14 protein-coding genes and 1 pseudogene are annotated in these 25,240 nt (G+C 69.3%); 10 read left to right on the forward strand and 5 right to left on the reverse strand.

Features of this window, described 5'->3' with window-relative positions; genetic code table 11:
* Positions 1–16 precede the first annotated feature (16 nt).
* Positions 17–3,202 carry a helix-turn-helix transcriptional regulator gene (locus G6N19_RS11785; protein WP_232062378.1) on the reverse strand — a complete coding sequence of 1,062 codons (3,186 nt, stop codon included), beginning with the start codon at positions 3,200–3,202 and terminating at the stop codon, positions 17–19.
* Between the two features lie 1,190 nt (positions 3,203–4,392).
* On the opposite strand from G6N19_RS11785, the pseudogene G6N19_RS21690 reads away from it, so the two are divergent.
* Positions 4,393–4,539, forward strand: a pseudogene (locus tag G6N19_RS21690) (PGRS repeat-containing protein); the annotation flags it as partial.
* Positions 4,540–6,822: 2,283 nt separating this feature from the next.
* Here G6N19_RS21690 and G6N19_RS21870 read toward each other — a convergent pair.
* Positions 6,823–9,720, reverse strand: a complete 2,898-nt coding sequence (locus G6N19_RS21870; protein ID WP_332101369.1) for a beta strand repeat-containing protein — start codon at positions 9,718–9,720, stop codon at positions 6,823–6,825.
* Between the two features lie 109 nt (positions 9,721–9,829).
* On the opposite strand from G6N19_RS21870, the gene G6N19_RS21700 reads away from it, so the two are divergent.
* Both G6N19_RS21700 and G6N19_RS21705 read left to right on the forward strand, forming a co-directional pair.
* Complete coding sequence (locus G6N19_RS21700) at positions 9,830–10,990, forward strand: hypothetical protein (RefSeq protein WP_232062380.1); 1,161 nt, start codon at positions 9,830–9,832, stop codon at positions 10,988–10,990.
* Between the two features lie 469 nt (positions 10,991–11,459).
* Positions 11,460–15,275 carry a hypothetical protein gene (locus tag G6N19_RS21705; RefSeq protein WP_456320074.1) on the forward strand — a complete coding sequence of 1,272 codons (3,816 nt, stop codon included), beginning with the start codon at positions 11,460–11,462 and terminating at the stop codon, positions 15,273–15,275.
* A 511-nt stretch (positions 15,276–15,786) separates the two neighbouring features.
* On the opposite strand, the gene G6N19_RS11800 is transcribed toward G6N19_RS21705, so the two are convergent.
* Genes G6N19_RS11800 through G6N19_RS11810 form a run of 3 tightly spaced genes read right to left on the reverse strand, consistent with a single transcriptional unit; the run spans position 15,787 to position 17,841 of the window.
* Positions 15,787–16,266, reverse strand: coding sequence for a nitroreductase family deazaflavin-dependent oxidoreductase (locus tag G6N19_RS11800; RefSeq protein ID WP_269473674.1), 480 nt, complete (start codon positions 16,264–16,266; stop codon positions 15,787–15,789).
* Between the two features lie 10 nt (positions 16,267–16,276).
* Complete coding sequence (locus G6N19_RS11805; RefSeq protein ID WP_193464998.1) at positions 16,277–16,690, reverse strand: hypothetical protein; 414 nt, start codon at positions 16,688–16,690, stop codon at positions 16,277–16,279.
* Positions 16,690–17,841 carry a steroid 3-ketoacyl-CoA thiolase gene (locus G6N19_RS11810; protein ID WP_193464999.1) on the reverse strand — a complete coding sequence of 384 codons (1,152 nt, stop codon included), beginning with the start codon at positions 17,839–17,841 and terminating at the stop codon, positions 16,690–16,692. Before G6N19_RS11810 ends, G6N19_RS11805 begins: the two co-directional genes overlap by 1 nt.
* A gap of 118 nt (positions 17,842–17,959) precedes the next feature.
* Here G6N19_RS11810 and G6N19_RS11815 point away from each other — a divergent pair, with 118 nt between their 5' ends.
* Genes G6N19_RS11815 through G6N19_RS11845 form a run of 7 tightly spaced genes read left to right on the forward strand, consistent with a single transcriptional unit; the run spans position 17,960 to position 25,200 of the window.
* Positions 17,960–19,204 carry a cytochrome P450 gene (locus G6N19_RS11815; RefSeq protein WP_193465000.1) on the forward strand — a complete coding sequence of 415 codons (1,245 nt, stop codon included), beginning with the start codon at positions 17,960–17,962 and terminating at the stop codon, positions 19,202–19,204.
* A gap of 33 nt (positions 19,205–19,237) precedes the next feature.
* The gene (locus G6N19_RS11820) at positions 19,238–20,485 is read left to right on the forward strand and encodes a cytochrome P450 (RefSeq protein ID WP_013830617.1); all 1,248 of its coding nucleotides are present in this window, start codon (positions 19,238–19,240) and stop codon (positions 20,483–20,485) included.
* 15 nt (positions 20,486–20,500) lie between these two features.
* Positions 20,501–21,514 carry an acyl-CoA dehydrogenase family protein gene (locus G6N19_RS11825; RefSeq protein ID WP_193465001.1) on the forward strand — a complete coding sequence of 338 codons (1,014 nt, stop codon included), beginning with the start codon at positions 20,501–20,503 and terminating at the stop codon, positions 21,512–21,514.
* A complete protein-coding gene (fadE29, locus tag G6N19_RS11830; protein ID WP_193465002.1) occupies positions 21,499–22,662 on the forward strand; it encodes an acyl-CoA dehydrogenase FadE29 in 1,164 nt (387 codons plus the stop codon). The genes G6N19_RS11825 and fadE29 overlap by 16 nt, the downstream gene beginning before the upstream one ends.
* Before the next feature lie 14 nt (positions 22,663–22,676).
* Positions 22,677–23,645: a bifunctional MaoC family dehydratase N-terminal/OB-fold nucleic acid binding domain-containing protein gene (locus G6N19_RS11835; protein ID WP_193465003.1), complete on the forward strand. Its 969-nt coding sequence runs from the start codon at positions 22,677–22,679 to the stop codon at positions 23,643–23,645.
* Positions 23,642–24,043 carry a MaoC family dehydratase gene (locus tag G6N19_RS11840; RefSeq protein WP_013830613.1) on the forward strand — a complete coding sequence of 134 codons (402 nt, stop codon included), beginning with the start codon at positions 23,642–23,644 and terminating at the stop codon, positions 24,041–24,043. Before G6N19_RS11835 ends, G6N19_RS11840 begins: the two co-directional genes overlap by 4 nt.
* Positions 24,043–25,200, forward strand: a complete 1,158-nt coding sequence (locus tag G6N19_RS11845) for a lipid-transfer protein (protein WP_013830612.1) — start codon at positions 24,043–24,045, stop codon at positions 25,198–25,200. The genes G6N19_RS11840 and G6N19_RS11845 overlap by 1 nt, the downstream gene beginning before the upstream one ends.
* Positions 25,201–25,240: the final 40 nt, after the last annotated feature.

The following is a 25,240-nucleotide window of genomic DNA, read 5'->3' on the forward strand; positions in this document are numbered from 1 at the left end:
GGCAACGTCGCCGGGGTCAGATATGCCTCGCCGCTACCTGGACGAGGTGCACGCGGGAAGAGATATCGAGCTTGGCATAGATGTGGTTCAGGTGGGAGTGCACGGTTCGCGGCGAGACACTCAGTTTCGAGGCGATGTCTTTGTCGCGGAGTCCAGCACTGACAAGCCGGATCACGTTGTGTTCGGCCGGAGTCAGTGAAGCCCAACCACGCGACGGGCGTTTACGCCTGCCTTCGGTGCCGGATGCGTAGGCGATGACCTCAGCGATCGACGATGCAGTTCCCTGGGCCCAATGATGCTCAAAGTCGTCCTGCGGCATTGCTTCTCGTAGAGCGTTGACTGCGTCGGCGTATTCGGCGTCGTATACCTTGGAGCGGACCGTGCCGGCGATATCTCGGGCGCTGGCCGCCAGGCCGAACAGCCGTGCTGCGCGATGGTGTTGGCCCGCAGCGCAGTTCACGGCTGCCAGCGACTCGATTAGTTCGGGGACGGCCAGGTATCCACCGGTTTCGGCGGCGATCGCCAACGCGTGACGCGCGTCTTGCTCGGCCTGCTTGAGTTCGCCCTCGGCCATCGCCACCCGGGCACGTATCTCCAGCAGCAGTATCCGCTGGAATCCGGACCCCACGGCAAGCGCCTCGTCGACCAGGTGGCGCGCCGTGACCAGGTCGCCGGATGCCAACGCGGCCCTGGCGACCGGATTGCCGGTTATTGCCATCAGTTGCGGCAGTGCGCACGCGTCAAACGCTGCAGCACCGGCGCCGACCGCACCGGACACATCACCGGCGGCCAGTGACACGTCCACCACCGTCCCGAAGCTGACGGCACGGTGGAAGTCGATGAGATCCGCGGCAGCCTCGACGCACGCGTCCGCTGCGGCCCGGGCACCTCGGGTATCCCCTTGGCACGCAAGGGCTTCGGCCAGAACAGCCAGACTCTGGGTGCTGAACAGCGGATCGCCTGCCGCCTCGGCCTCGATAGCCACGCCCCGGGTCTTCTCGACGGCCATGGGGAGCTCGCCCCGATGAAGGTGTGTCAATCCCAAGCAGAGCCGGCACAGACGCGAAACCGACCAGTCGCCGACCGCGTCGGCGAGACGCTGCCCTTTCTCCGCGGCCACCTGCGTCGTGGCCAGATCCCCGGCCACAAAGGCGGAATAGGCCTGCACGCCATATATCTGCGCCAGCCGCCAATCGTCGTCCAGGGCCGGGGACAGTGCGATGGCCTGCTCGAAGTAGGGCAGGGCCAGCTCAGGGCTGTAGCTACAGGTGAAACCGCAGGCTGCCAGCGACCAGGCGAGCAGGGTCGGGTCATCGAGACGCCGCGCGATGGCGACCGCTTCCTCAGCTTGATCGGCGTGGCCGTAGTTCCCGGTCAACGCCTCGAAGATGGTCTTGTCGGCGAGAGCGCGGGCACGCGTGGCAGGCGCCATCGAGGCGGGAGCGGTGAGAACGGCATCGAACCACGCCAGGCCCTCCAAGGTCCGGCTATGGATCCACAGCGGGAACAACGACGAGGCGAGACGTGCGGCCAGCTCGATGTCGCCATGCTCACGACTCCAGGCGAAGGCGGCCCTGAGGTTGTCGATCTCGAGTTCCGCCTGCGCAATGTGCCATCCGTACCCGGCGGTCACCCCGGCGTCGAACAGTGCTGCGTAGTGGTCACGGTGGCGCGCCCGGATGGCCTCGGCTTCCCCGGCCTGCTCCAGCTTCTCCAGGGCGTACTGCTGCACAGTCTGCAGCAGCCGGAAGCGCGTCGATTCTCCGGCGCTGTCGGCTATCACCAGTGATTTATCCACCAGCTGCGTGAGTTTGTCGACGATCTGGCCACGCGGCAGGTCAGTGCTGCCGGCGACGGCGTGAGCGGCGTCAAGGTCGAACCCGCCCCGAAACGGCGCCAATCGGCGAAACACCACGCGTTCGGATTCGCTCAACAAATCGTGCGACCAGTCCTCCGACGCCCTCAGCGTCTGTTGGCGCAGCACCGCAGTGCGCGCACCACCGGTCAGCAGTTGGAAGCGCTCGCCTAGCCCGTCGGCGATCTCGACCAGCGACAACGCCCGAGCTCGTGTCGCGGCAAGCTCGATGGCCAACGGCACCCCGTCCAGCCGTCGGCAGATCTCGGCTACCAAGGCGGCATCGTCAGCGGTCTCGGTGAAACTCGGCCGGACCAGGCGAGCGCGCTGACGGAACAAGTCGACAGCCTCGTCGGCCAGCGAGAGTGAGGGGGTCGTCCAGGTCACCTCGCCGGCTACCCCGATCGGCTCCCGACTTGTCGCCACGATTGTCAGTTCCGCGCTGGCGGCCAACAGCGTGGCGGTCAGCCGTGCGCACGCGTCCAGGAGGTGCTCACAATTGTCGAGCACCATCAGCAATTGCCGACCTGCGATCAAGGACACCAGAGTGTCGAGTGGGGAGCGGTCCGGTCGATCAGGCAAGCCCAGCGTCTTCGTTACTCGCTCGGGAATCAGTTCGGGATCAGTGATCGGCGACAGATCTACACACCATGCCCCGTCGCGAAACCTGCCGGCCAACTCATCGGCCAGCTGCAGCGCCAGCCGTGTCTTGCCGACTCCGCCGGTGCCGGTCAACGTCACAAGACGGTTGCCGTCAACGAGCCGCCGGAGCTCGGTCAGTTCCGCATCGCGTCCGACGGAACTGGTCAGCGGCGTCGGAAAATGCGGCTCGGCCAGCGGCTTTGCCGTTCGAAGGGGCGGAAAATCGGTGCCAAGGTCGCGGTGGCAGAGTTGCGTCACGCGCTCCGGATACGGCCTGCCGGGCAGCCGATGGAAACCCAGATCAAGCAGCCACGCCTCTATGGGAAGCTGATCACCCATCAACTCGCGGGCCGTCTCCGACAACACCGTCTGACCGGCGTGGGCCAGGTCGCATAGCCGCGCGGCGCGGTTCACCAGGGATCTCGGGTACGTGTCCGGTTCGACCGGCGGCACCTCGTCGGCGTGCACTGCGATTCGCGGCTGGATGGGTGCCGAAGGCGTGCGCTGCAGCGCCATGGCGCACGCCACCGCGTCACTGGTGTCCGCGAACCCGGCGGCGAACCTGTCTCGGCGGTCCTGCTCCGTCAGGCAGATACCGCTGTGGTCGGCAACCAATTCGCCCAGTGTGCGCTCCAGCCACGAGAGCGCGGCGGTAGACAACGCCTCCGTACCGGGCTGCCACTGTGATCCCCCGGCGTCGACCACCAAGACCGTCCGCGCTATGGCAGCCGGGAAACCTGCCTCGCTTGTGTTCGACAAGATGTACCGTCCCTACAGGCCGCAATGGTCGTGCAAGCGGCTGGCCCTGCTGTCCAGGATGGATGACCTGCGCGGCGATACGTCTTGTTTCCCGACCATATAGGTATTTGTACGATACTTCTCGGAGTGCGCCATTGGCCACTTTTGAGTACTTTTGCCGATGTTGTCGGAGGCGCACTGCCGGACAGTGGCAGAGACGGGCTGGGCTTGCCCGCTGCGCGCTGGACAGTTGATCTTCTCACCGCAGTGGTCCACCTGATCGCGAGCTTCGGGTCGAGGCACCGACCAGCGGCGTCGGTCCGCTACGGCCATGTCATGCGGGCGCGAGCGAGGCGCGTTCCTGTGGTGTGTCGCGGCTGCGGCATGCCGATTTCAGCAAACCGTCACTAAAGGTGTGCCCGGTACGCGGGGTGTCTTCTAATTCGCACTCATGTCTAGGTATGTAAAACGTCTCGGTAAAAATACCTATACGCCGGCCAACTTGCTGTGAGAAATGCCGGACCACTGAATGTGTCGAGCGCCGCAGAGGTGTGACTGCGGTCTCAAAATGCCGCTGTAACAGCGAGTTCCGTGGTGCAGAACGAGTCACAACGCCCATATCAATATGAGGTTCATCACAGTTCGGGGTCCCCAAGTTGTTCATTAGTGGACGCCTGACCATAATTCGAACCTTCAGGAATTCTTAGTAGAAACTGTTGAGAGGTTCTTCCATGGGTCGGCGAGTGTCTAGCAAATTGGTACGTTCGTCGGGTCGGGGTTCGGTGCGGCGTCGCGTGGTGGGGGCGTCGAGTTCGGTGGCGGCGTTTCTGGCCTTTGGGGTGGCTCCGGTGGTGGCGGCGCCGGCTGCGCAGGCCGATGACTTCGGCCTGGATGCGTTCTGGGATTTCTTCGGTGTCGACGACAGTGGCACTGCGTCGGACTTTGACTTGTTCGACATGTCGACGTGGGATGTGCCGGGTGCTGCTGAGGGCGGGCTGTTCGGGTTGTGGGATGCCGATCATGCCGAGCAGTGGCAGGAGACGTTCTATCTGCCGTTGCACGCGTTGTTGCAGAACTGGATCAACAGTGATTTCGGTTCGGGTGTCAACGGTGTGATCAACCAGTTGTTCGCGCCGGTGACGGTGGGTTTTTGCGGGATGATCTGCAACGGTGCCGATGGCACCGAGCTCGACCCGGATGGTCAGGCTGGTGGGTTGTGGTTCGGCGATGGTGGCAATGGTTGGTCGTCGAACCTGGCGGGCATCACCGGTGGAAATGGTGGCCATGCCGGGGGGATCGGCAATGGTGGTGATGGTGGTGCCGGTGGTCTGGGCGCTGATGGCGGCGACGGTGGCCATGGTGGTGAGTGGTGGGGCAATGGTGGTGATGGCGGTGCCGGTGGTAACGGCACCGCATCGCTGAACGCCGGTAATGGTGGCAACGGGGGTTCGTCGGGTCAGGCCCAGGACTTTTTCGGCATGGGCGCGTGGGGCAACGGTGGCAACGGTGGGGCCGGCGGTGCCGGTTGGACGGGCACCGATGGTGCGGCGGGCACCGGTTCGGGTGGTCACGGTGGCCATGGGGTGGCCGGCGGCAACGCCGGCAACGGCGGTGCCGGTGGTGACGGTTCGTCGTTCGTCGGGATCGGCGGCAACGGCGGTGTCGGCGGTGTCGGCGGTGCCGGTGGCAACGGCGGCGACGGCGCCACGGGTGCGGCCGGCACGTTCGACAACGGCGGCACCGGTGACGGTGTTGTTGGTGGCAACGGCGGCAACGGTGCTATCGGTGGCAAGGGTGGTGCCGGTGGTGCGGCCGGTATCGGTGGCTCGGGCAACGGCACGGTCGGTGGCGACGGCGACGGTGGTGCGGGCGGTTCCGGCGGGCTCGGCGGTGACGGCGGTGCCGGCGCCAACGGGCTTGCGGTGTATGCCAACGGCGGTAACGGTGGCCACGGCGGCAACGGCGGTGCTGCTGCTGCCGGTGGTGCAGCCGGCGGCCTCACCGGCAACACCGGTACGGACGGCACCGCGGGTGGCGCCGGTAACGGCGGCGTCGGCGGAACTGGCCTGGCCGGCATCGACGGCACCGAGCAGGATCCCGACGGCACGGCCGGTGGCGCAGGCGGTGCCGGTGGCAACGGCGGTCTGGGTGGTTTCAACGTTGACGGCTCGCAGGCCGCGACCGGTGATGGAGGCGCCGGCGGGGCGGGTGGCGCCGGCGGCAACGGCTTCGATGGTGCCGATGGTGCGGCTCCGGGCGCAGCCGGCACCAACGCCGGCAATGGCGGTGCCGGCGGTGCGGGCGGTGTCGGCGGTAGCGGCACCCAGGCCGGTGCCCACGGTGTCGGCGGTGTCGGCGGCGATGGTGGTAACGGCGGCAATGGCGCCGACGGTGGTGATGGCGCTGCCGGAGACGCCGGGCATGTCGATGGCTACGCCGGCCAGGAGGGCGGCGCCGGTGGCAACGCCGGTAAGGGCGGTGCCGGTGGGTATAGCGGTAATGGCAGCTACGCCGCCGCGGGTACCGGTGGTGTCGGTGGTGTCGGCGGTGACGGCGGCGCCGGTGGCGCCGGCTTGGCAGGTGTGAATGGCACCGCGGAATCCGTCGATGGCACCACCGGCGGCGATGGTGGTGTCGGCGGCAACGGTGGCACGGGTGGCCTGAACGCCGACGGTTCCCAGGCCGCGACCGGAAACGGTGGTGCCGGTGGGGTCGGCGGTGCCGGTGGCAACGGATTCAACGGCATCAACGGCGCTGCTCCGGGTGCTGACGGCACCGACGCCGGCAACGGTGGCGCCGGCGGTAACGGCGGTGCGGGCGGTACCGGCGCCACCGCCGGTGCGCATGGCAGCGGTGGCAACGGCGGCAATGGCGGCAACGGCGGCAACGGTGCCGACGGCGGTGACGGCGCGAACGGCGATGCCGAGCACCAGGCGGGCTACGCCGGCCAGGACGGCGGCAGCGGCGGCAACGCGGGCAAGGGCGGTGCCGGCGGGTACAGCGGGAACGGCAGTTCTGCAGCCAGCGGCGGCGATGGTGTCGCCGGTGCCGGAGGTAACGGCGGTGTCGGTGGTACTGGCCTGGACGGGATCAATGGCACCGAGCAGGATCCCGACGGTACGGCCGGTGGGGCCGGCGGCGCCGGCGGCAACGGTGGCGCGGGCGGTTTCAACGTCGACGGTTCGCAGGCCACAACCGGCAATGGTGGTGCCGGTGGTGCTGGTGGGCGCGGCGGTAACGGCATCAACGGCGCCCACGGCAACGAGCCAGGCGCTGACGGCACTCGCGGCGGCAACGGTGGTGCCGGTGGTGCCGGCGGCGTCGGCGGCTCGGGCACCCAGTCCGGTGCTCACGGTGTCGGTGGTGTCGGCGGCAACGCCGGCAACGGCGGCCACGGAGCCGACGGCGGCAACGGTGCGGCCGGTGACATCGGGCACCAGGCGGGCCATGCCGGCCAGGACGGCGGCAACGGCGGCGACGCCGGCAAGGGCGGTGCGGGTGGCGACAGCGGCAACGGCACCTACGCCGCAGCCGGCAGCGACGGCCAGGCCGGTGTCGGCGGCAACGGTGGGGCCGGCGGTGCCGGCCTAGCCGGTGTCAATGGCACCGCGCAGGATCCCGACGGTACGGCCGGTGGCGCCGGTGGCGCCGGTGGCAACGGCGGTCTGGGTGGTTTCAACGTTGACGGCTCGCAGGCCGCGACCGGTGATGGAGGCGCCGGTGGCGCGGGCGGCGCCGGCGGCAACGGCCTCAACGGTGCCAACGGTGCCGCGCCGGGCGCAGCCGGCACCAACGCCGGCAATGGCGGTGCCGGCGGTGCGGGCGGTGTCGGCGGTAGCGGCACCCAGGCCGGCGCCCACGGTGTCGGTGGTGTCGGTGGCAATGGCGGCAATGGCGGCAACGGCGCCGACGGTGGAAATGGCGCTGCCGGAGACGCCGGGCATGTCGATGGCTACGCCGGCCAGCACGGTGGCGCCGGTGGCAACGCCGGTAAGGGCGGTGCCGGCGGCGACAGCGGTAATGGCAGCTACGCCGCCGCGGGTACCGGTGGTGTCGGTGGTGTCGGCGGTGACGGCGGCGCCGGTGGCGCCGGCCTGGCAGGTGTGAATGGCACCGCGAGTTCCGTCGATGGCACCACGGGTGGCAACGGCGGCGTCGGCGGCAACGGCGGCGCGGGTGGCCTGAACGCCGACGGTTCCCAGGCCGCGACCGGCGACGGTGGTGCCGGTGGGGTCGGCGGTGCCGGGGGCAACGGATTCAACGGGATCAACGGCGCTGCTCCGGGTGACGACGGCACCGACGCCGGCAACGGTGGCGCCGGCGGTAACGGCGGTGACGGCGGTACCGGCGCCACCGCAGGTGCTCATGGCACTGGCGGCAACGGCGGCAATGGCGGCAACGGCGGCCACGGAGCCAATGGCGCCAACGGCGCCAACGGCGATGCCCAACACATGGATGGCTACGCCGGAGAGAAGGGCGGTTCCGGCGGCGCTGGCGGCGCGGGTGGCGCTGGTGGGTCGAGCGGCGGCGGCAACTACGCCTCCAACGGCGGCGACGGTGCCGGCGGCTATGGCGGCAACGGTGGCGTCGGCGGTAACGCCTTCCACGGGGCTGACGGCAACGCCGGCAACCCCGACGGTGCCGCCGGTGGCAACGGTGGCGTCGGCGGCGCCGGCGGTGACGGTGGTACCGGAGGCGGGACGACCGGCATCGGGGGACGCGCGGGCGATGGCGGCGGCGGCGGCCAGGCCGGCAATGGTGGTGACGGCGCCAACGGAACAGCGGCAAACCCCGACGGCGGCAACGGTGGACGCGGCGGCGACGTCGGTGCTGGTGGCGCCGGTGGCGTCGGCGGTACCGGGGCGACGAGCGGCGCCAACGGCAATACGGGAAGCACGCCGAGCAGCGGTGGTAACGGTGGTAACGGTGGTGCCGGCTACGACGCGGCCGGTGACCCGGGTGCTGCACCCGGTACGGCCGGTGGCAATGGTGGTGCCGGTGGTGCGGCCGGTGATCACGGCAATGGTGGTGCGGGCGGTAACGGCGGTAACGGTGCCGCGGGCACCGATGGTGCCGACAGCACCGGTGTGGGCATTGATGGCTCGAGCGGTACCGCGGGTGGTGTGGGCGGTTCCGGTGGTGCCGGTGGCACCGGTGGTTCGGTGGTCGGTTCCGGTGGTGCCGGTGGTCTGGGCGGCAACGGTGGCGATGGTGGCGCCGGTGGTGAGGGCTTCGACGGAGCTGACGCGACCGCTGCCGGTGGTGATGGTGGTGCCGGCAGCAACGGCGGCGATGGCGGTGCCGGTGGCGCGGCCGGTGCTGGTGGTGCCGGCGGTACGGCGACCAACGGTGCTGCGGGCGCCAACGGAAATGGTGGCGAGGGTGGCCAGGGCGGTGACGCCGGCGCGGCCGGTAACGGCGGTCAGGGTGCCGACGGCGACGCGGCCAATCCCCATGGTGGGCAGGGTGGTCGCGGTGGCGACACCGGCACGGTCGGTGCCGGCGGCGCCGGTGGTGACGCCGGCAGCGGCGGGGCGTCCGGAACCGGCAACGCCGGTGCGGACGGCGCAGCCGGCGCCGCCCCCGTCAGCGGTCACGGCGGCAGGGGTGGCGCCGGCTACGACGCGGCCGGTGACCCGGGTGCTGCACCCGGTACGGCCGGTGGCAATGGTGGTGCCGGTGGTGCGGCCGGTGATCACGGCAATGGTGGTGCGGGCGGTAACGGCGGTAACGGTGCCGCGGGCACCGATGGTGCCGACAGCACCGGTGTGGGCATTGATGGCTCGAGCGGTACCGCGGGTGGTGTGGGCGGTTCCGGTGGTGCCGGTGGCACCGGTGGTTCGGTGGTCGGTTCCGGTGGTGCCGGTGGTCTGGGCGGCAACGGTGGCGATGGTGGCGCCGGTGGTGAGGGCTTCGACGGAGCTGACGCGACCGCTGCCGGTGGTGATGGTGGTGCCGGCAGCAACGGCGGCGATGGCGGTGCCGGTGGCGCGGCCGGTGCTGGTGGTGCCGGCGGTACGGCGACCAACGGTGCTGCGGGCGCCAACGGAAATGGTGGCGAGGGTGGCCAGGGCGGTGACGCCGGCGCGGCCGGTAACGGCGGTCAGGGTGCCGACGGCGACGCGGCCAATCCCCATGGTGGGCAGGGTGGTCGCGGTGGCGACACCGGCACGGTCGGTGCCGGCGGCGCCGGTGGTGACGCCGGCAGCGGCGGGGCGTCCGGAACCGGCAACGCCGGTGCGGACGGCGCAGCCGGCGCCGACGCGCCGTCCAGCGGTAACGGTGGTAACGGTGGTGCCGGCCACTCCTCGACGGATGGTTCCAGCGACGGCGGTAACGGTGGCGCCGGCGGTGACGCAGGTGTCAACGGCAGCGGTGGCAACGGCGGCGATGGCGGAGCGGGAAGCCAGACCAGTTCGGGCGGCAATGGTGGTGCCGGCGGTAACGGCGGCGCCGAGACCGGCGACGGCGGAGATGGCGGCCACGGCGGCAATGGCGGCGTGACGGGCGGCGACGGCGGCGCCGGCGGCAACGCCGGAGCAGTCGGTGACGGCGGTAACGCCGGTAACGGCGGTGACGGCCTAGCCGGCCGGGATGGTGAAGACGGCGCACTCCCGGGTGAAGCTGGTGGTGCTGGTGACACCGGTGGTTCCGGTGGCGCTGGTGGCGCCGGTGGTGCTGGTGGCTCGGTTTCGGGTAACGGTGGCGCTGGTGGTGCTGGTGGTTCCGGTGCGGCCGGTGGTGCCGGCGGCGATGGCGCTACCGGTGTGGCCGGAACGTTTGCCGACGGCGGTGACGGTAACGGCGGTGCTGGTGGTGCTGCTGGCTCCGGTGGCAAGGGTGGCGATGGCGGTGCCGGTGGCGTGGGTGGTTCGGCCACCAACGGCAGTGCCGGTAACCAGGGCACCGGTGGCAGTGCCGGTGATGGTGGTGACGCTGGTAAGGCCGGCGACGGCGGCCAGGGTGCTACCGGTACCGCGGAGCACACGACCGGCGGTAACGGCGGTGACGGTGGTGCGCTGGCCAATGGTGGTGCCGGTGGTAGCGGCGGTGCCGGCTCGTCGGCGGGTGCTGATGGTGCTGCCGGTAATGACTCCGATGCCCATGGTGTGCAGGGCAATGGTGGTGACGGTGGCGCCGGCTACGACGCGGCCGGTGACCCGGCGGCGGCCTCGGGTGCCCACGGTGGCGATGGTGGTGCCGGCGGTAACGGCAGCGCGATCGGCAACGGTGGCGCTGGTGGTGCCGGTGGTAACGGCAAGGTCGGCGACGCCGGCACCGATGGCGCCGCTGACTCCGGTGAAGCTGGTGGTGCTGGTGACACCGGTGGTTCCGGTGGCGCTGGTGGCGCCGGTGGTGCTGGTGGCTCGGTTTCGGGTAACGGTGGCGCTGGTGGTGCTGGTGGTTCCGGTGCGGCCGGTGGTGCCGGCGGCGATGGCGCTACCGGTGTGGCCGGAACGTTTGCCGACGGCGGTGACGGTAACGGCGGTACTGGTGGTGCTGCTGGCTCCGGTGGCAAGGGTGGCGATGGCGGTGCCGGTGGCGTGGGTGGTTCGGCCACCAACGGCAGTGTCGGTAACCAGGGCACCGGTGGCAGTGCCGGTGATGGTGGTGACGCTGGTAAGGCCGGCGACGGCGGCCAGGGTGCTACCGGTACCGCGGAGCACACGACCGGCGGTAACGGCGGTGACGGTGGTGCGCTGGCCAATGGTGGTGCCGGTGGTAGCGGCGGTGCGGCTCGTCGGCGGGTGCTGATGGTGCTGCCGGTAATGACTCCGATGCCCATGGTGTGCAGGGCAATGGTGGTGACGGTGGCGCCGGCTACGACGCGGCCGGTGACCCGGCGGCGGCCTCGGGTGCCCACGGTGGCGATGGTGGTGCCGGCGGTAACGGCAGCGCGATCGGCAACGGTGGCGCTGGTGGTGCCGGTGGTAACGGCAAGGTCGGCGACGCCGGCACCGATGGCGCCGCTGACTCCGGTGAAGCTGGTGGTGCTGGTGACACCGGTGGTTCCGGTGGCGCTGGTGGCGCCGGTGGTGCTGGTGGCTCGGTTTCGGGTAACGGTGGCGCTGGTGGTGCTGGTGGTTCCGGTGCGGCCGGTGGTGCCGGCGGCGATGGCGCTACCGGTGTGGCCGGAACGTTTGCCGACGGCGGTGACGGTAACGGCGGTACTGGTGGTGCTGCTGGCTCCGGTGGCAAGGGTGGCGATGGCGGTGCCGGTGGCGTGGGTGGTTCGGCCACCAACGGCAGTGCCGGTAACCAGGGCACCGGTGGCAGTGCCGGTGATGGTGGTGACGCTGGTAAGGCCGGCGACGGCGGCCAGGGTGCTACCGGTACCGCGGAGCACACGACCGGCGGTAACGGCGGTGACGGTGGTGCGCTGGCCAATGGTGGTGCCGGTGGTAGCGGCGGTGCCGGCTCGTCGGCGGGTGCTGATGGTGCTGCCGGTAATGACTCCGATGCCCATGGTGTGCAGGGCAATGGTGGTGACGGTGGCGCCGGCTACGACGCGGCCGGTGACCCGGCGGCGGCCTCGGGTGCCCACGGTGGCGATGGTGGTGCCGGCGGTAACGGCAGCGCGATCGGCAACGGTGGCGCTGGTGGTGCCGGTGGTGCTGGTGCTGATGGTGCTGCCGGTGTCACGGATGGTTCCGGTAACGGCACCGATGGTGCTGACGCCGGTGCTGGTGGCGCTGGTGGTGCTGGTGGTCAGGGCGGTTCGCTGTCGGGTGATGGCGGTGTCGGTGGTGCCGGTGGCGCCGGCGGTACCGGCGGTGCTGGTGGCGCCGGGCTGTCGGGCTCGACGGGCTCGGATGCTGCGGCCGGTAGTGGCGGCGACGGCTCTGATGGTGGCGACGGCGGCGATGGCGGCAACGGTGGTGCCGGTGGCCACGGTGGTGCTGGTGGCGTGGGTGGTTCGGCCACCAACGGCAGTGCCGGTGGTCAGGGTGCTGGCGGTGTTGGTGGCGACGGTGGTGCTGCTGGTGGCGCGGGCAACGGCGGTGATGGTGGTGCCGGTGCCGGCGGTGGCGCTAACGCGACCGCGGGTAGCGGTGGTGCCGGTGGCGACGGTGGCGAGCGCGGTACTGCTGGCGCTGGTGGCCAGGGCGGTAGCGGTGCCGGTGGCGCGGCTGCTGATGGCCAGCAGGGCGCTGATGCGGTCGGCACCGGTAACGGCGGTAACGGCGGCAAGGGCGGCAACGGCGAGGGTGTGACCGGCCAGGCCGGCGGTGACGGTGGCCAAGGCGGCAACGCCGGGACGGTCGGCGACGGTGGTGCTGGTGGTGCCGGTGGTGCTGGTGCTGATGGTGCTGCCGGTGTCACGGATGGTTCCGGTAACGGCACCGATGGTGCTGACGCCGGTGCTGGTGGCGCTGGTGGTGCTGGTGGTCAGGGCGGTTCGCTGTCGGGTGATGGCGGTGTCGGTGGTGCCGGTGGCGCCGGCGGTACCGGCGGTGCTGGTGGCGCCGGGCTGTCGGGCTCGACGGGCTCGGATGCTGCGGCCGGTAGTGGCGGCGACGGCTCTGATGGTGGCGACGGCGGCGATGGCGGCAACGGTGGTGCCGGTGGCCACGGTGGTGCTGGTGGCGTGGGTGGTTCGGCCACCAACGGCAGTGCCGGTGGTCAGGGTGCTGGCGGTGTTGGTGGCGACGGTGGTGCTGCTGGTGGCGCGGGCAACGGCGGTGATGGTGGTGCCGGTGCCGGCGGTGGCGCTAACGCGACCGCGGGTAGCGGTGGTGCCGGTGGCGACGGTGGCGAGCGCGGTACTGCTGGCGCTGGTGGCCAGGGCGGTAGCGGTGCCGGTGGCGCGGCTGCTGATGGCCAGCAGGGCGCTGATGCGGTCGGCACCGGTAACGGCGGTAACGGCGGCAAGGGCGGCAACGGCGAGGGTGTGACCGGCCAGGCCGGCGGTGACGGTGGCCAAGGCGGCAACGCCGGGACGGTCGGCGACGGTGGTGCTGGTGGTGCCGGTGGTGCTGGTGCTGATGGTGCTGCCGGTGTCACGGATGGTTCCGGTAACGGCACCGATGGTGCTGACGCCGGTGCTGGTGGCGCTGGTGGTGCTGGTGGTCAGGGCGGTTCGCTGTCGGGTGATGGCGGTGTCGGTGGTGCCGGTGGCGCCGGCGGTACCGGCGGTGCTGGTGGCGCCGGGCTGTCGGGCTCGACGGGCTCGGATGCTGCGGCCGGTAGTGGCGGCGACGGCTCTGATGGTGGCGACGGCGGCGATGGCGGCAACGGTGGTGCCGGTGGCCACGGTGGTGCTGGTGGCGTGGGTGGTTCGGCCACCAACGGCAGTGCCGGTGGTCAGGGTGCTGGCGGTGTTGGTGGCGACGGTGGTGCTGCTGGTGGCGCGGGCAACGGCGGTGATGGTGGTGCCGGTGCCGGCGGTGGCGCTAACGCGACCGCGGGTAGCGGTGGTGCCGGTGGCGACGGTGGCGAGCGCGGTACTGCTGGCGCTGGTGGCCAGGGCGGTAGCGGTGCCGGTGGCGCGGCTGCTGATGGCCAGCAGGGCGCTGATGCGGTCGGCACCGGTAACGGCGGTAACGGCGGCAAGGGCGGCAACGGCGAGGGTGTGACCGGCCAGGCCGGCGGTGACGGTGGCCAAGGCGGCAACGCCGGGACAGTCGGCGACGGTGGTGCTGGTGGTGCCGGTGGTGCTGGTGCTGATGGTGCTGCCGGTGTCACGGATGGTTCCGGTAACGGCACCGATGGTGCTGACGCCGGTGCTGGTGGCGCTGGTGGTGCTGGTGGTCAGGGCGGTTCGCTGTCGGGTGATGGCGGTGTCGGTGGTGCCGGTGGCGCCGGCGGTACCGGCGGTGCTGGTGGCGCCGGGCTGTCGGCTCGACGGGCTCGGATGCTGCGGCCGGTAGTGGCGGCGACGGCTCTGATGGTGGCGACGGCGGCGATGGCGGCAACGGTGGTGCCGGTGGCCACGGTGGTGCTGGTGGCGTGGGTGGTTCGGCCACCAACGGCAGTGCCGGTGGTCAGGGTGCTGGCGGTGTTGGTGGCGACGGTGGTGCTGCTGGTGGCGCGGGCAACGGCGGTGATGGTGGTGCCGGTGCCGGCGGTGGCGCTAACGCGACCGCGGGTAGCGGTGGTGCCGGTGGCGACGGTGGCGAGCGCGGTACTGCTGGCGCTGGTGGCCAGGGCGGTAGCGGTGCCGGTGGCGCGGCTGCTGATGGCCAGCAGGGCGCTGATGCGGTCGGCACCGGTAACGGCGGTAACGGCGGCAAGGGCGGCAACGGCCAAGCCCAGACCGGCCAGACCGGCGGTACCGGTGGCCAAGGCGGCAACGCCGGACCTGACGGCGACGGCGGGAAGGGCGGCGACGGCGGGGCCGGTGGCCAAGGTACGACGGGTGCCACCTCGCCTGAGTACGGCGGACCGGGCTACACCGGCGGTGTCGGCGGCGTTGGCGGCGCCGGCGGTGACGGCGGTGCGGGCGGCTGGAACTCGGGCGACGGTGGCGCCGGCGGCCATGGCGGCGTCGGCGGGACCGGCGGACGTGGCGGCCCCGGCCAGAGCGGTGCGACCGGCGATCCCGGTGGTGGCCAGGGGCACATCGGCGGTCCCGGCGGCGGCGGCGGTGTCGCCGGTGACGGTGGTGCGGGCGGTAACGGCGGCACCGCGGCCAACGGCACGACCGGGGTCGGCGGCAACGGTGGCGACGGCGGTACCGGTGGCACCGGCGGCGGCGGCGGAACCGGTGGTACCGGTGGCCAAGGCACCGAGGACCACCCGAGCGGCGGTCAGGGTGGGCCTGGCGGGCCCGGAGGCGACGCCGGCCTGGTCGGAGGTAAGGGCGGTGCCGGAGGTACTGGCAGCGTCAATGGCCAGGATGGTGCCGACGGGGGCGCGGGCAACGGCGGCAGCGCCGGTCACCCGGGCGCCTATGGCGCGAACTACTGATCGAGGTCCGAGCCCTCGACAGCGAAGCAGTACCGGGAGGCCCCGCACGCATGGCGTGCGGGGCCTCCCGGCCGTTCGCGGCGCATCGCCGGAACGCCGGCGGCTAACGCTAGTCGACGGCGGGGCATGAACCCGCCCTCCGTCGTTTCGCTGCCGGATGGCGACCGTCCGCCACCGCGAAACGTAAGCGCGATCCACCGTTGCGGGACTGTGCGGAACCTGTGACGTGGCCCGGCGCGCGTTTAAGGGACCGCCAGTTACGAGCGTGAGTGTAGTTACGTAATTGAGATGATCCTGTCGTGCGTTGGCTGCGGACACATGAGCTGTTCAAGCACGGCGGAAGCATGACGTTGCCGTCGTGCGCTCAACCGCGGATGCGGCGCCACGGCAACGTCATCCGTGTTCCAGCGGCGGAATTCCTACCCGCTGGGACGCGTGCTGAATCGCGTGCCGCCGCGGATGCTCCGCGGGTATTTATTAATGTAAACAATCCGGCGGCGTAGCGGGTCTCGGTTCAGCGAGGTGCTTCGGCGGCCGGATCAACGCGACGCGTTGCAACGGCCACGAAGCACCTCGCTCGGGAATTGGGTTACGGCGGCACTGATTTCATCGGCGACGTCATGTGCCTGCTGTCGCAGCCGTCAAGGCTCGCAGATGACGATCGGGATCTCCCGGTCGGTCCAGGCGCGGTAGTTGACGAAGTCGGGGTACATCGCGTCGAGCTTGGGCCAGTAGGCGGCCCGCTCCGACTCGTCGGCGTCACGGGCGCGCAGCCGCAGCACCTCGTTGCGGATCCGGAACGAGACCTGCGGGTTGGCCTTGAGGTTCAAATACCACATCGGGTTGGTGGCGCGCCCGCCCTGAGATGCCACCAGGATCACCCGGTCGCCTTCGCGCAGGAACAGCAGCGGGGACTCACGCGGCTCACCGGTCTTGCGTCCGGTGGTGGTGAGGATGCCGACTTCGGGAACCTCGCCGAAGTGCTTGGTGCCCAAGCGCCACTTGCCGCCGACCCGGCCGCCGGTGGCCTTGTAGGCCCAGGTGTTGGCCCGCGACATCCATTTGATGATGGTGCCGGTGACCGGCGAGTCCAGCGACTTCGGCTTCTCCGGTGTGCTCACGTCCACCACCCTAACGTTGAATGAACGGCTTGATCCCGGCCCGGATGTGGTGGATCGTCGCGATGCCGTCGGGACTGTCGGCCGGAATGACGAATACCTCGTCGACGTGCGCGCACACCCGCCGCCCGAACAGCGACGGCTTGGTGATGATGTCGAAGACCGCCCGCACCTCGTCACCGTCGACGCTGTATTCCGGCAGGGTGGCGGCTGCGATCAACCGAAACTGCGGGCCGCGATTCAGACTGCGGCGCAAGTGATTTCCCGAGAAGCCGGTCTTGATTCCGACTTCGACTCGGGTGCAGTCCGGACTGAACCGGACCGCAGTGGCGTCGTGGCTGACCAGCGCGTCGATGTAGGCCTGCGCCGCTGCGATGCGGTCGGCCTCCGAGACGGGCTTTGAAAGGGGCTGAGACACCGTGGCCACTAAATCCGCTCGATGATGGTGCCGGTGGACAGCGCCCCGCCCGCGCACATGGTGATCAGCGCGGTCGACTTGTCGGTGCGCTCCAGCTCGTGCAGCGCGGTGGTGATCAGCCGGCTGCCGGTGGAACCCACCGGGTGACCCAGCGCGATCGCCCCGCCGTTGACGTTGACCCGGTCCATGTCCGGGTTGTGCACCGCCGCCCAGGACAACACCACCGAGGCGAACGCCTCGTTGATCTCGACCAGGTCGATGTCACCCATCTTCATCCCGGCCTTCTCAAGCACCTTCGCGGTGGACTGCACCGGGCCGTCCAGGTGGTAGTAGGTCTCGGCGCCGACGTTGGCCTGGCTGATGATCCGGGCCCGCGGCTTCAGGCCCAAGGCTTTGGCCCGGTCTTCATCCATCCACAGCACCGCGGCCGCGCCGTCGGAGATCTGCGAGGAGCTGCCGGCAGTGTGGATGCCACCCTCGAGCACCGGGTTCAGCTTGGTCAGGCCCTCGATCGTGGTGTCGCGCAGGCCCTGGTCGCGGCTGACGGTGTTCCACTCGGCGGTGGGTTGCTTGTTCTCGTCGATCACCGGCGCCTCGATCGGGGAGATCTCCCGGTCGAACCGGCCTTCATCCCAGGCCTGCTTGGCCCGCTGCTGGGAGCGCAGCCCGAATGCGTCGACGTCGGCGCGGGTGATCCCGCGGCGCTTGGCGATCCGCTCGGCGGCCTCGAACTGGTTGGGCAGGTCGATGGTCCACGACGACGCCCGGGCGCCACCGCCGTTCTCGCCCAGGCCGACCCGGCTCATCGCCTCGATACCGCACGCGATGCCGATGTCGATGGCGCCGACCGAGATCAGGCCGGCGATCAGATGGTTGGCCTGCTGCGCGCTGCCGCACTGGCAGTCGATGGTGGTGGCGCCGACGTGCTCGGGCAACCCGGCGATCAGCCAGGATTGCCGGGCCACGTTGTTGGCCTGCTCGCCGTACTGGGTGACGCAGCCGCTGATGACCTGCTCGACGCTGCCTGGCTCGATACCGGCCTTGGTGACCAGCGCCTTCTGTACCGCACCGAGCAGTTCAGTGGCGTGCAGACCCGACAGCCAGCCGTTACGTTTACCGATGGGGCTTCGAGTGGCTTCGACGATGACAGGATTACCCATGCGGCCAGGCTAGAACACGTTTCATTAGTCTGACAAGCGACGATGCGAACAGCCCTTTGGTCTATGGTGAGCCCATGTTTTACTGCTACTAGAACGCGTTGCATTTAGGAGTCCGCCGATGTCGAGTGTCACAGTGCCGCCGGGATTCGACTTCACCGACCCGGAGATCTACGCGGAGCGACTCCCCGACGCCGAGTTCGCCCGAGTGCGGGCCGCTGCGCCGGTCACCTGGATCGATCAGCCGGACGACAAGAGCGGTGGTTTCAAAGACGGTGGCTACTGGGCGATCACCAGCCACCACGACGTCAAAGAGGTATCCCGGCTCGACGAGGTGTTCTCCAGCGAGATCAACGGGGCCATCCCGCGCTACAACGACGACATCGAGCGGGAGAACATCGACGTCGGCCGTCTGCTGATGCTCAACCAGGACGCGCCGCGGCACACCCGGCTACGCCGGATCGTCTCGCGCGGATTCACCCCGCGTCACATCCTGCCGCTGCACGACGACCTGGAGCGGCGGGCGCAGAACATCGCCAAGGAAGCGCTGGCCCGCGGCACCGGCGACTTCGTGGTGGAGGTCGCCTCGGAGTTGCCGCTGCAGGCGATCGCCGGCCTGATGGGGGTGCCGCTGGAGGACCGCGGCAAGCTCTTCAACTGGACCAACCAGATGACTTCCTACGACGATCCCGAGTACGCCCACTACGACCCGAAGACCTCGTCGATGGAGATCATCTCCTACGGGCTGCAGTTGGCCGAGATGAAGCGCCACAACCCCGGCAACGACATCGTGACGACGTTGATCGAGGCCGACATCGACGGCGAGAAGCTGGGCGACGACGAGCTCGGGTTCTTCATCATCCTGCTGGCCGTGGCCGGGTCAGAGACGACCCGCAACTCGATCACCCAGGGCATGATGGCCTTCACCGAGTTCCCCGAGCAGTGGGAGCTGTTCCGCAGGGAGCGCCCGGAGACCACCGCCGACGAGGTGGTGCGCTGGGCCACGCCGGTGACGTCGTTCCAGCGCACCGCGACCCGCGACTACGAGCTGTCGGGGGTGCAGATCAAGAAGGGCCAGCGGGTGGTGATGTTCTACCGCGCCGCCAACTTCGACCCCGAGGTGTTCGACAACCCGCAACAGTTCGACATCTTGCGTGACCCCAACCCGCACGTCGGCTTCGGCGGCACCGGTGCGCACTACTGCATCGGCACCCACCTGGCCCGGATGTCGGTGAACCTGATGTTCAACGCGATCGCCGACCACATCCCGGACCTCAAGCCGCTGGACAAGCCGGACCGGCTGAAGTCGGGCTGGCTCAACGGCATCAAACACTGGCGGGTCGACTACACCGGCAAGTCCGCCTGAATCACCGAACGAAACACGGAGGCTAGTTCCAGCATGTCCACACTTCCCGCAGGATTCGACTTCCTCAACCCCGACCTCATCGTCGAGGGGATCCCCGAAAAGGAGTTCGCACAACTGCGCAAGACCGCGCCGGTCTGTTGGATCGAGCAGGCCCCCGGCAAGGGCGGCGGCTTCAACGACGGCGGCTACTGGGCGGTCACCAAGCTCGCCGACGTCAAAGAGGTGTCACTGCGCAGCGACGTCTTCTCCAGCTACGAGAACTGTGTGATCCCGCGGTTCTCCGACGACATGCAGCGGGAGAACATCGAGGTTCAGCGGTTCGTGATGCTCAACATGGACGCACCGCACCACACCCGGCTGCGCCGGATCATCTCCCGGGGTTTCACTCCGCGGGCTATCGGACGGTTGCGCGACGAACTCCATGAACGGGCGCAGGCGATCGTCAAGGCCGCCGCCGAGGCCGGCTCCGGAGACTTCGTCGAACAGGTGTCGTGCGAACTGCCGCTGCAGGCGATCGCCGGACTGCTCGGTGTGCCGCAGGAAGACCGCGACAAGCTGTTCCAGTGGTCCAACGAGATGACCGGCAGCGAAGACCCCGAGTACGCCGACATCGACCCGCAGGCCTCGTCGTTCGAGTTGATCACCTACGCCATGCAATTGGCCGCAGCCAAGGCGGAGAACCCCGGCGAAGACATCGTCACCACGCTGATCAACGCCGACATCGACGGCGAGAAGCTCTCCGACGACGAGTTCGGCTTCTTCGTGGTGATGCTGGCGGTGGCCGGCAACGAGACCACCCGCAACTCGATCACCCACGGCATGATCGCGTTCTCCGAGCACCCCGAGCAGTGGGAGCTGTTCAAGTCCGAACGCCCGGCGACCACCGCCGACGAGATCGTGCGGTGGGCCTCCCCGGTGATCTGCTTCCAGCGCACCGCGCTGGAGGACTACGAGCTGTCCGGCGCCCAGATCAAGAAGGGGCAGCGGGTGGTGATGTTCTACCGCTCGGCCAACTTCGACGAGGACGCCTTCGACGAGCCGAACAAATTCAACATCCTGCGCGACCCCAACCCGCACGTCGGATTCGGTGGCACCGGGGCGCACTACTGCATCGGCACCCACCTGGCCCGGTTGACGATCGACCTGATCTTCAACGCGGTCGCCGACCACGTGCCCGACCTCGCGCCGCTGGCCAAACCTGAGCGACTGCGCTCGGGGTGGCTCAACGGCATCAAGCACTGGCAGATGGACTACACCGGCAAATGCCCGGTGGCCCACTAGATTTAAGGAGATTCGGTGGACTTCAGTCCAGATCCGGAACAGCAGGCGGTCGCCGACGTCGTCACGTCGGTGCTCGAGCGGGACAACAGCTGGGAGGCGCTGGTCGCCGGCGGGGTGAGCGCGCTCGCGGTGCCGGAGCGGCTCGGCGGTGACGGCGTCGGCCTCTCGGAAGTGGCTACGGCGCTGACCGAGATGGGCCGGCACGGGACCGTCAGCCCGGCGCTGTGCACCCTCGGATTCGGCTTGGTGCCGCTGCTGGAGTTGGCCACCGACGCCCAACAGGACCGCTACCTGGCCGGTGTGGCCAAGGGTGCGGTGCTGTCCGCCGCGCTCGACGAGCCGGCCGCCGCGCTGCCCGAGCAGCCCGCGGTGACGCTGGCTGGTAACCGGTTGTCGGGCACCAAGATCGGTGTGCCCTACGCCGAGCAGGCCGAGTGGATTCTGGTCACCGCAGATTCGGGTGTCGCGGTGATCTCGCCGAAGGCGGCCGGGGTGCGGCTGACGAAGACCCCGACCGCCAACCACAGCGACGAGTACGCGGTCGTGTTCGACGATGCCGAGGCCGACGCCGTACTCGACGGTGCCTCGGTACATCGGGTGAACCAATTGGTGCTGGCGATGGTCGGCGCCTACGCCTCCGGGCTGGTGGCCGGCGCGCTGCGGCTGACCGCCGACTACGTCGGCAGCCGTGAACAGTTCGGCCGGCCGCTGTCCACCTTCCAGACCGTGGCAGCCCAGCTCTCGGAGGTCTACATCGTCTCGCGCACCATCACGCTGGCGGCGACATCGGTGGTCTGGCGGCTGGCCAATGGCCTCGACGCCGACGATGACCTCGGGGTGCTCGGGTACTGGATCACCTCGCAGGCGCCGCCGGTGATGCAACTCTGCCACCACCTGCACGGCGGGATGGGCATGGACGTCGACTACCCGATGGACCGTTACTACTCCACGATCAAAGACCTGAACCGCCTGCTGGGTGGCCGGTCGAACCGCCTCGTGACGCTTGGAGAATTATGTTCGTCGATCTGACCCCCGAGCAGCGCAAGCTGCAAGCCGAACTACGCGAATACTTCGCCAACCTGATCACGCCCGATGAGGAAAAGGCGATGGCCTCCGACCGGCACAATCAGGCCTACCGTGACGTGATCCGCCGGATGGGCCGCGACGGCAAGCTCGGCGTCGGCTGGCCCAAAGAGTTCGGTGGCCTGGGCTTCGGGCCGATCGAGCAGCAGATCTTCGTCAACGAGGCGCAGCGCGCCGACATCCCGCTGCCGGCCGTGACGCTGCAGACCGTCGGCCCCACCCTGCAGGTGTACGGCAACGAAGCGCAGAAGAAGAAGTTCCTGCCGGCCATCCTGGCCGGGGAGGTGCATTTCGCGATCGGCTACACCGAACCGGAGGCCGGCACCGACCTGGCGTCGTTGCGCACCACCGCGGTTCGTGATGGCGACCATTACATCGTCAACGGGCAGAAGGTGTTCACCACCGGCGCTCACGACGCCGACTACATCTGGTTGGCGGTGCGCACCGATCCGACGGCGGTGAAACACAAGGGGATTTCGATCCTGATCGTGGACACCAAGGACCCCGGTTACTCGTGGACTCCGATGATCCTGTCCGACGGGGCGCATCACACCAATGCGACCTACTACAACGACGTTCGGGTGCCCGTCGACATGCTGGTGGGCGAGGAGAACGGCGGCTGGCGGCTGATCACCACCCAGCTCAACAACGAGCGGGTGATGCTGGGCCCGGCCGGCCGGTTCGGCGCCATCTACGACAAGGTGCACGCCTGGGCCACCAAACCCGGCAGCGACGGGGTGGCCCCGATCAGCCATGATGCGGTCAAACGCGGACTCGGCGAGATCCACGCCATGTTCCGCATCAACGAGTTGCTCAACTGGCAGGTCGCCGCGGCCGGCGAGATCATCGAGGTCGCCGACGCGGCGGCCACCAAAGTCTTCGGCACCGAGCGGATCCAGTACGCCGGTCGGTTGGCCGAGGAGTTGGTCGGCTGCTACGGCAACCCGGCCGATGCGGCCACCGCCGAGCTGCTGCGCTGGCTGGACGTGCAGACCAAACGCAACCTGGTCATCACGTTCGGTGGCGGTGTCAACGAGGTGATGCGGGAGATGATCGCGGCTTCGGGCCTGAAGGTTCCGCGGGTGCCACGATGAGTCGAGGAGAGGTGATGAGCGACCTTTCCGCCGGGATCGAGCAGATTCTGGCGTCCGGCCGCAGCGAGCCGCGGACCGGCCGGGATCCGGTGAACCAGCCGATGATTCGGCACTGGGTTGACGCCATCGGCGACGAGAACCCGATCTACATCGATGAGGAGGCCGCTAAGGCCGCCGGGCACCCGGGGATCGTCGCACCGCCGGCGATGATCCAGGTGTGGACGATGATGGGCCTGGGCGGCGAGCGCCCCGCCGACGACCCGCTCGGCAAGGTCATGGAACTGTTCGACGGCGCCGGTTATGTCGGGGTGGTGGCCACCAACTGTGAGCAGACCTACCACCGCTACCTGCGGCCCGGCGAAGAGGTCAGCGTCACCGCCGAAGTGACCGACATCGTCGGCCCCAAGCAGACCGGTCTGGGCGAGGGTTACTTCATCACCCAGAAGATCCGCTGGTGGGTGGGCGACGAAAACGTCGCCGACATGAACTGGCGCATCCTGAAGTTCGTGCCCAAGGATGCCGGCGACGCTGCGCCGGCGGCCGCACCCGAGGATCTCGACCCCGCCAAGATGATGCGCCCGTCGTGGTCGAAGGATTCGGCCTACTTCTGGGAGGGGGTGGCCGCCCACGAGTTGCGGATCCAGCAACGCCCGGACGGCAGCCTGCAGCACCCGCCGGTGCCCGCGATCTGGAAGGACAAGACCGAGACCACCGACTTCGTCGTCGCCTCCGGCACCGGGACGGTGTTCAGCTTTGTGGTGCACCATGCCCCCAAGGTTCCGGGGCGCAGCGTGCCGTTCGTCATCGCGCTGGTCGAACTCGAGGAGGGCGTGCGGATGCTCGGTGAGCTGCGCGGCGTGGACGCGGCTGCCGTGCGGATCGGAATGCCGGTTCGGGCAATCTATCTCGACTTCCCGGCCGGCGATGCCGGACCGGCGTGGACCCTGTACGCCTGGGAGCCAGTGGAAGGAGGCGGGGCATGAGCGCTCCGACCGTCGAAGTCGGTACCAAGCTGCCCGAGCTGAAGATCTACGGCGACCCGACGTTCATCGTCTCCACCGCCATCGCCACCCGCGATTACCAGGACGTGCACCACGACCGGGACAAGGCGCAGGCTAAGGGCTCCAAGGACATCTTCGTCAATATCCTCACCGACACCGGCCTGGTGCAGCGCTACCTCACCGATTGGGCCGGATCCAACGCGGTGATCCGTTCCATCGGGCTGCGACTGGGCGTGCCGTGGTACGCCTATGACACCGTCACCTTCTCCGGCGAGGTGACCGCCGTCGAGGGTGATCTGGTCACCGTGAAAGTCGTCGGTAACAACAGCCTTGGTGACCATGTGATCGCCACGGCGACTCTGACCCTCGGGAGGGCGTGATGTTGTCCGGTAAGGCGGCCATCGCCGGTATCGGCGCGACCGACTTCTCCAAGGAATCCGGGCGCAGCGAACTGCGGCTGGCCGCCGAGGCGGTGCTCGACGCCCTCGACGATGCGGGCCTGAAGCCCGCCGACGTCGACGGCCTGGTCACCTTCACTATGGACTCCAACCTGGAGACCGCCGTCGCGCGCGCTACCGGGATCGGCGAGCTGACGTTCTTCTCCCAGATCGGCTACGGCGGGGGAGCGGCCGCCGCGACCGTGCAACAGGCGGCGCTGGCGGTGGCCACCGGGGTCGCCGAGGTCGTGGTGGCCTACCGGGCATTCAACGAGCGCTCCGAGTTCCGGTTCGGCCAGGTGATGACCGGGCTGACCGTCAATGCCGATTCCCGCGGTGTGGAGTACAGCTGGTCCTACCCGCACGGGCTGAGCACGCCGGCGGCATCGGTGGCGATGATCGCCCAGCGCTATATGCACGAATACGGTGCCACCAGTGCGGATTTCGGGGTGGTATCGGTGGCTGATCGCAAGCATGCGGCGACCAACCCCAAGGCGCACTTCTACGGCAAGCCGATCACCATCGAGGATCACCAGAATTCGCGGTGGATCGCCGAGCCGCTGCGGCTGCTGGACTGCTGTCAGGAGACCGACGGCGGGGTGGCGATCGTGGTCACCACCCCCGAACGCGCCAAGGACCTCAAGCATCGCCCGGCGGTCATCGAGGCGGCGGCCCAGGGCGCCGGGGCAGACCAGTTCACCATGTACTCCTACTACCGCGACGAACTGGGGCTTCCCGAGATGGGGCTGGTGGGCAAGCAATTGTGGGCGCAGTCCGGTCTGACGCCGGCCGACATCCAGACGGCGGTGCTCTATGACCACTTCACCCCCTACACGCTGATCCAGTTGGAGGAGTTGGGATTCTGCGGTAAAGGCGAGGCCAAGGACTTCATCGCCGGTGGCGCCATCGAGCTGGGTGGCCGGTTGCCGATCAACACCCATGGTGGGCAACTCGGCGAGGCCTATGTGCACGGCATGAACGGCATCGCCGAAGGGGTGCGCCAGCTGCGCGGCACCTCCGTCAACCAGGTGCCGAACGTGGAGCATGTGCTGGTCACCGCCGGCACCGGCGTGCCTACCTCGGGGCTGATCCTGGGTTAGCCGGCCGGGCACTCTGCACCGCGAACAGACGCGCGCGCAA

The sequence above is a fragment of the Mycobacterium novum genome, assembly GCF_010726505.1.
GTDB classification, from domain to species: domain Bacteria; phylum Actinomycetota; class Actinomycetes; order Mycobacteriales; family Mycobacteriaceae; genus Mycobacterium; species Mycobacterium algericum.

Coding starts and splice junctions, on each gene's coding strand:
- G6N19_RS11835 (WP_193465003.1), top strand. CDS start 22,677: ATGAGCGACCTTTCCGCCGGGATCGAGCAGATTCTGGCGTCCGGCCGC.
- G6N19_RS11840 (WP_013830613.1), top strand. CDS start 23,642: ATGAGCGCTCCGACCGTCGAAGTCGGTACCAAGCTGCCCGAGCTGAAG.
- fadE29 (WP_193465002.1), top strand. CDS start 21,499: ATGTTCGTCGATCTGACCCCCGAGCAGCGCAAGCTGCAAGCCGAACTA.
- G6N19_RS11815 (WP_193465000.1), top strand. CDS start 17,960: ATGTCGAGTGTCACAGTGCCGCCGGGATTCGACTTCACCGACCCGGAG.
- G6N19_RS11845 (WP_013830612.1), top strand. CDS start 24,043: ATGTTGTCCGGTAAGGCGGCCATCGCCGGTATCGGCGCGACCGACTTC.
- G6N19_RS11810 (WP_193464999.1), bottom strand. CDS start 17,841: ATGGGTAATCCTGTCATCGTCGAAGCCACTCGAAGCCCCATCGGTAAA.
- G6N19_RS11820 (WP_013830617.1), top strand. CDS start 19,238: ATGTCCACACTTCCCGCAGGATTCGACTTCCTCAACCCCGACCTCATC.
- G6N19_RS21700 (WP_232062380.1), top strand. CDS start 9,830: ATGGTGAAGACGGCGCACTCCCGGGTGAAGCTGGTGGTGCTGGTGACA.